General features: G+C 73.8%; 8 protein-coding genes. 4 read left to right on the top strand and 4 right to left on the bottom strand.

Going from position 1 to position 4,906, the window contains the following annotated elements; genetic code table 11:
• Both OZN99_RS25460 and OZN99_RS25465 read left to right on the top strand, forming a co-directional pair.
• Positions 1-212 (top strand): hypothetical protein (locus OZN99_RS25460; protein ID WP_456299902.1); only part of this gene is annotated, 212 nt, incomplete at its 5' end.
• A gap of 78 nt (positions 213-290) precedes the next feature.
• Positions 291-842, top strand: coding sequence for a PEP-CTERM sorting domain-containing protein (locus tag OZN99_RS25465; protein ID WP_270938038.1), 552 nt, complete (start codon positions 291-293; stop codon positions 840-842).
• A gap of 48 nt (positions 843-890) precedes the next feature.
• On the opposite strand, the gene OZN99_RS25470 is transcribed toward OZN99_RS25465, so the two are convergent.
• From OZN99_RS25470 to purM, 4 genes are all read right to left on the bottom strand, one after another.
• Positions 891-1,346: a GNAT family N-acetyltransferase gene (locus tag OZN99_RS25470; RefSeq protein ID WP_270938039.1), complete on the bottom strand. Its 456-nt coding sequence runs from the start codon at positions 1,344-1,346 to the stop codon at positions 891-893.
• Between the two features lie 175 nt (positions 1,347-1,521).
• Positions 1,522-1,683 carry an aa3-type cytochrome c oxidase subunit IV gene (locus OZN99_RS25475; protein WP_270938040.1) on the bottom strand — a complete coding sequence of 54 codons (162 nt, stop codon included), beginning with the start codon at positions 1,681-1,683 and terminating at the stop codon, positions 1,522-1,524.
• A 20-nt stretch (positions 1,684-1,703) separates the two neighbouring features.
• Positions 1,704-2,393: a phosphoribosylglycinamide formyltransferase gene (gene purN, locus OZN99_RS25480; RefSeq protein ID WP_270938041.1), complete on the bottom strand. Its 690-nt coding sequence runs from the start codon at positions 2,391-2,393 to the stop codon at positions 1,704-1,706.
• Positions 2,390-3,451, bottom strand: a complete 1,062-nt coding sequence (gene purM / locus OZN99_RS25485; RefSeq protein ID WP_270938042.1) for a phosphoribosylformylglycinamidine cyclo-ligase — start codon at positions 3,449-3,451, stop codon at positions 2,390-2,392. The genes purN and purM overlap by 4 nt, the downstream gene beginning before the upstream one ends.
• A 48-nt stretch (positions 3,452-3,499) precedes the next feature.
• Here purM and OZN99_RS25490 point away from each other — a divergent pair, with 48 nt between their 5' ends.
• Both OZN99_RS25490 and OZN99_RS25495 read left to right on the top strand, forming a co-directional pair.
• Positions 3,500-4,261 carry a hypothetical protein gene (locus OZN99_RS25490; protein ID WP_270938043.1) on the top strand — a complete coding sequence of 254 codons (762 nt, stop codon included), beginning with the start codon at positions 3,500-3,502 and terminating at the stop codon, positions 4,259-4,261.
• On the top strand, positions 4,248-4,847 hold the full coding sequence (locus tag OZN99_RS25495; protein ID WP_270938044.1) for a CDP-alcohol phosphatidyltransferase family protein: 600 nt from the start codon (positions 4,248-4,250) through the stop codon (positions 4,845-4,847). Before OZN99_RS25490 ends, OZN99_RS25495 begins: the two co-directional genes overlap by 14 nt.
• Positions 4,848-4,906: the final 59 nt, after the last annotated feature.

Below are 4,906 nucleotides of genomic sequence, written 5' to 3' on the forward strand. Positions count from 1 at the left end.
CCGCCACGCGGGAGATCGCCCGCAGCGTCGCCGATGCGGCGCGCGGCACCGGCGCGGTCTCGACCGCGATCGGGGCCGTGCGGGCCGAGGCCGAGGGCAGCGCCGCCGCGCTCGATGCGCTGCGCGGCACCGCCCAGGACATCGCGCGGCAGGGCGAGGGGCTGCAGGTTGCGCTGGACGGCATGTTGCGACGCCTGCGCGCGAGTGCGTGACGCAGCTTGACAATCTGTGGTGGCGTCGGCCAGCGTGGCTCACCTCGTCTTGGTTGAGTGCGAAAGGTCGAACCGTCCATGTCCCTGCGCCTCCGGATGCTGTCGGGCCTCGCAGCGGCTGCGCTTCTCGCCATGCCGGCGGCGGCGGCGACCTACGGCTTCACCCAGGGCGGCTGGGTGGATGTCGGGCTCAATCCGCAGCCCGGCCAGCTGACCTTCAGCTTCACGGGCGTCGACACCAACGGCGACAACACGCTCACCGGCGGTTCGCTGGCGAGCGTCAACGAGGTGACGTCCTTCGCGCTCTCCTTCACCGGGAACGCGCTGATCCCCGCCTTCTCCCAGGGCCTCCCCGATCTGACGCTGCTGACGTTCCCGCTCGGCACGGCCTCCTTCGCCGATGCCGCGGCGCTGCTGCAGACCTTGTCGGGCGATCTGTCCGTGCTGGTGGGTGGCGCGATCGGCGGGGGCGGCTGCGATGGCGTCGAGTTCTGTGGCCTCATCACGGACGCGGCCAGCGGGCAGATCCTGTTCACCGCCGCGGTCCCGGTCTCGGAGCCGGCAACGCTCGGCCTGTTCGGGCTCGCCCTGGCCGGGCTGGTCGCGGCGGGCCGACGCCGCGCGGAGTGACGCGACAGGCCATCGGGCCGGGCAGACCGGAAGCTCCGCCCGCAGCGCCTACAGCGTCAGCTTGAATCCCTCATGCGTCGCTCGGAAGCCGAGCCGCGCATAGAAGCGGTGGGCGTCGCCGCGGGCCTTGTCGCTCGTCAGCTGCACCAGCGCGCAGCCGCGCGCCCGGCATTCCTCGATCGCCCAGGCGATCATCCGCTGGCCGAGGCCGGTGCCGCGGGCGCCGGCAGCCACGCGCACCGCCTCGATCTGCCCGCGCCAGGCACCCAGCCGCGACAGGCCGGGGATGAAGGTCAGCTGCAGCGTGCCGGCCACGATCCCATCCTGCTCGGCCACCGCCACCATCTGGTTCGGATCGGCCTCGATCGCGGCGAAGGCATCGAGGTAGGCCGGCGCCAGCGGCAGCCGTGCATCCTCCCGACCGCGGCCGAGCCCGTCATCGGCCAGCAGCGCCACGATGGCGGGCAGGTCGGCGGCGGTGGCGCGGCGGAATGCGGCGGTCAAGGCGCCATGCCCTGAACGTCACGGCTAGAGCGGTTTCCGCTCGGCTGTGCTCGCGGCAACCGCTCAAGCTCATTGTTTGTCGCATTTTCCGAGTCGTCAGGCGGCTCCGCCTGACTTGAAAATGCTCTAGGAGCCTCGCGGCCCGACCGGGCGGGCCGGCGCGTCGGCCGCGTCGTCAGACCAGGAAGATCCACATCAGCACGAGGATGATGATGGTCGCGCCGGCCGCCCAGGTCGTGCCGGCCATGAACGCCTCGTAGAAGCCCCGGCGCTCGGCCATGATGTCCTCGGACTTCACCTCGACCAGCTCAAGCGTCGTCGGGCCATGGTCGGCCATCGTCGAATTCCCCATTCCGCTCAACCTCGTGCCCCGCTTGTAGGAAGCGGGGCGGGCAGCGGCAAGGGGTTGGCCAGGACGCCCTCGGCGGTTTGCGCGGCGATGCGCGCGACCGCGCCCTCCACCCGGACGCGGCCGGCCGCCAGCCAGGCCAGGGCCGCGGGATAGAGCCGATGCTCCTGTGCCAGCACGCGGGCGGCCAGGGTCGCCTCCGTGTCATCCGGCAGCACGGGAACCGCGGCCTGGGCCAGGATCGGGCCGTCATCCACCCCCGGCCGCACCAGGTGCACCGTGCAGCCATGCAGCCGCACCCCCGCCGCCAGCGCGCGCGCATGTGTGTCGAGCCCCGGGAAGGCCGGCAGCAGGGAGGGGTGGATGTTCACCAGCCGGTCCTGCCAGCGCGCGACGAAGCCCTCGGTCAGCACCCGCATGAACCCGGCCAGCGCCACCAGCCGCACGCCATGCCCGTGCAGCTCCGCCTCCATGGCGCGTTCGAAGGCGGCACGGTCGCGCCCGAAGACGCGGGATTCCACCACGGCGGTCGGGATGCCATGCGACCGCGCCAGCTCCAGGCCGGCGGCGTCCTCGCGGTTCGAGAGCACCAGCGCGATCTCCGCCGGATAGGCAGGGTCCGCCGCCGCGGCCAGAAGCGCGGCCATGTTGCTGCCGCGCCCGGAGATCAGGATCGCGGTGCGGGCGCGCTGCGTCACGCGGGCCAGCCCGCGCCGAGGTTGTCGATCCGCACCGCCGCCGCGCCCGCGCCGGGCTCGATCGCCCCGATGCGCAGCGCCGTCTCGCCTTGCGCGGCGAACAGGTCGGCGGCCTCCTCGGCCCGGTCGGCCGCGACCACGACCACCATCCCGACGCCGCAGTTGAACACCCGCAGCATCTCCTCCGCCGCGATGCCGCCGGCGCGCGCCAGCCAGGCGAAGACCGATGGCACCGGCCAGGCGCGCGCGTCCAGCGCCGCCACCACGCCCTCCGGCAGCACGCGCGGCAGGTTGCCCGGCAGCCCGCCGCCGGTGATGTGCGCCGCCGCCTTCACCAGCCCCGCGCGATGCGCCGCCAGCAGCGGCTTCACGTAGATCCGCGTCGGCGCCAGCAGCGCCTCGGCCACGCTTCCGCCAGCGGCGAACGGGGCAGGGGCCGCGAGCGTCAGGTTGGTGGCGGCCAGCACCCGCCGCACCAGGGAGAAGCCGTTGGAATGCACGCCCGAGCTCATCAGCCCCAGCAGTACGTCGCCCGGCCCGATGTCGCCGCGCGGCAGCAAGGCCCCGCGCTCCGCCGCGCCGACGGCGAAGCCGGCCAGGTCGTAGTCGCCGCCCTTGTAGAGTCCCGGCATCTCCGCCGTCTCGCCGCCCACCAGCGCGCAGCCGGCGATGCGGCAGCCTTCGGCGATGCCGCCGATCACCGCGCGGGCCTGCGCCACCTCCAGCTTCCCGGTGGCGAAGTAGTCCAGGAAGAACAGCGGCTCCGCGCCCTGCACCACCAAGTCGTTGACGCACATCGCCACCAGGTCCTGCCCGACCGTGCCGTGGATGCCGCTGTCGATGGCGAGCTTGAGCTTGGTGCCCACCCCGTCGGTGGAGGAGACCAGAACGGGATCGACGAAGCCGGCCGCCTTGAGGTCGAACAGCGCGCCGAAGCCGCCGAGGCCGCCCATCGTGCCGCTGCGGTCGGTGGCGCGCGCCAGCGGCTTGATCGCCTCCACCAGCGCGTCGCCTGCCTCGATGTCCACCCCGGCGTCGCGGTAGGTCAGGCTGGTCATGGCGGCCCTCGATCGGCTATGCGCAGGGTATCGGACAGGATGGGCAGGATGCCGATCGGCCACCAGGGCAGCCAGGATGGCAGCCAGCACGGCATGCGGCGCATCTGCGCGGGGCGCGGACACAACCACGGCCGGGCGGGGCGCGCAATCGCCGCGCTGGCGGCGCTGTGGCTGGGTGGTGCGCTGGTCGCCGCGGGCGCCGTGCTCTCGCCGCCCGCGCTGGCGCAGTCCGACAACCCGCTCGTGCAGCGCAATGTCCCCGCCGAGGCAACGGCCGAGAACGCCGTGGTCGCGCGCGACCGGGCGCTCGCCGCCGGCCAGCGCATCGCCTATGAGCGCATGGCGGAGGCGCTGGGCCTGCCGCGCACCGCCTCCGACTCGCAGATCGAATCCATGGTCGCCTCCCTGGTGATCGAGAGCGAGCGCGTCACCCAGCGCGGCTACAGCGCGCGCATCACGGTCAACTTCAACCCGCCCGGCAGCGGCATGGCGCGTGCCCCGGCCGCCCCGCCGCCCGTCCCCGGGGGGGCTGCGCAAGGCGGCGGTGGTGCAGCCGTCGCGACGGTGGAGGCCGCGGCGCGCTACCGCTCCTTCGGGGAATATGTCGAGCTGACCCGCCGCCTCGGCGCCTCCCCCGCGGTCGCACGGGTCGAGGTGGTCTCGGTCTCCGGCGAGATGGCGCGCTTCCGGCTCGGCCTGCGCAGCCAGCCGGGCGACGCGGTGGCGGAACTCGGCCGCGGCGGCGTGCAGATGGCGCAGGGCGATCCGCGCCTCGGCGAGGGATGGCGCCTGGGCCTTGGCCTCCGCTGAGCAACCGGGGCCGGAGGATGCGGGGAAGGCTGGCGCAACCCCTGCGGAAGCCGGCCTCTTCACGCTGCCCAACGCCATCACCTTCGCCCGGCTCTGCGCCGTGCCCGCGGCGGTCTGGCTGGTGCTGCAGAATCGCCTCGACCTCGCCTTCTGGCTGTTCGTCGCGGCCGGCGTCTCGGACGGGATCGACGGCTGGCTGGCGCGCGTCACCCAGACGCGGTCGCGCCTCGGCGCCATCCTCGACCCGGTGGCGGACAAGGCGCTGCTGGTCTCGATGTATGTCACGCTCGCCGCGGTCGGCGTGCTGCCGGACTGGCTGGCCATCCTCGTCGTCTTCCGCGACCTGCTGATCGTGGGCGGCGTGATCGTGCTCTACGTGCTCGGGCAGCCGCCGGCGATCCATCCGATCATGCTGTCCAAGGCGAACACCGTGCTGCAGATCGCACTCGCCGCGGCCGCGCTGCTGGTGGCGGGCTGGCGGCTGGAGGCCGGGCCGCTGCTGGACCTGCTGGTCTGGGCGACCGCGGCCACCACCTTCGCCTCCGGCGCGGTCTATGTCTGGCGCGCGGCGAGGCGGCCGCGGTGAAGGAGGACGCGAAGGCCCCGCCCGCGCCGCTGCCCGCGCCGCGGCCGCCCGCGCCGCCC

Source organism: Falsiroseomonas oryzae (assembly GCF_027856955.1).
Taxonomy (GTDB): domain Bacteria; phylum Pseudomonadota; class Alphaproteobacteria; order Acetobacterales; family Acetobacteraceae; genus Falsiroseomonas; species Falsiroseomonas oryzae.

What these genes read in the sequence shown, in the direction of transcription:
- purM (WP_270938042.1), bottom strand. Translation starts at nt 3,451, where the DNA reads ATGACCAGCCTGACCTACCGCGACGCCGGGGTGGACATCGAGGCAGGC.
- OZN99_RS25465 (WP_270938038.1), top strand. Translation starts at nt 291, where the DNA reads ATGTCCCTGCGCCTCCGGATGCTGTCGGGCCTCGCAGCGGCTGCGCTT.
- OZN99_RS25490 (WP_270938043.1), top strand. Translation starts at nt 3,500, where the DNA reads ATGCCGATCGGCCACCAGGGCAGCCAGGATGGCAGCCAGCACGGCATG.
- OZN99_RS25475 (WP_270938040.1), bottom strand. Translation starts at nt 1,683, where the DNA reads ATGGCCGACCATGGCCCGACGACGCTTGAGCTGGTCGAGGTGAAGTCC.